1 protein-coding gene is annotated in these 236 nt (G+C 70.3%); it reads left to right on the top strand.

Translation table 11 applies throughout. The annotated features are described in order from the left end of the window. Nucleotides 1-236 (top strand): beta-ketoacyl synthase N-terminal-like domain-containing protein (locus DEH69_RS28305; RefSeq protein WP_147255896.1); only part of this gene is annotated, 236 nt, incomplete at both ends.

Raw genomic sequence — 236 nt, 5'->3', positions numbered from 1 at the left:
CGCTGGCCATGGACCCTCAGCAGCGCCTCCTCCTCGAAACCGCCTGGGAAACGTTTGAACGCGCGGGCATCGGCCCCGACACCCTGCGTGGGAGCGCCACCGGCGTCTTCGTCGGCACCAACGGCGCCGACTACGGCGCGCTCCTGGTCAACGCCGCCGACACCGCCGAGGGCCACCTCGCCACGGGCAACGCGGCGAGTGTGGTGTCGGGTCGGTTGTCGTATGCGTTTGGGCTT

Origin of the sequence: Streptomyces sp. PT12, assembly GCF_003311645.1 — a bacterium.
GTDB lineage: Bacteria > Actinomycetota > Actinomycetes > Streptomycetales > Streptomycetaceae > Streptomyces.
Note: the sequence above shows the minus strand (reverse complement) of the source record. Positions and strands in the feature narration are given on the sequence as shown.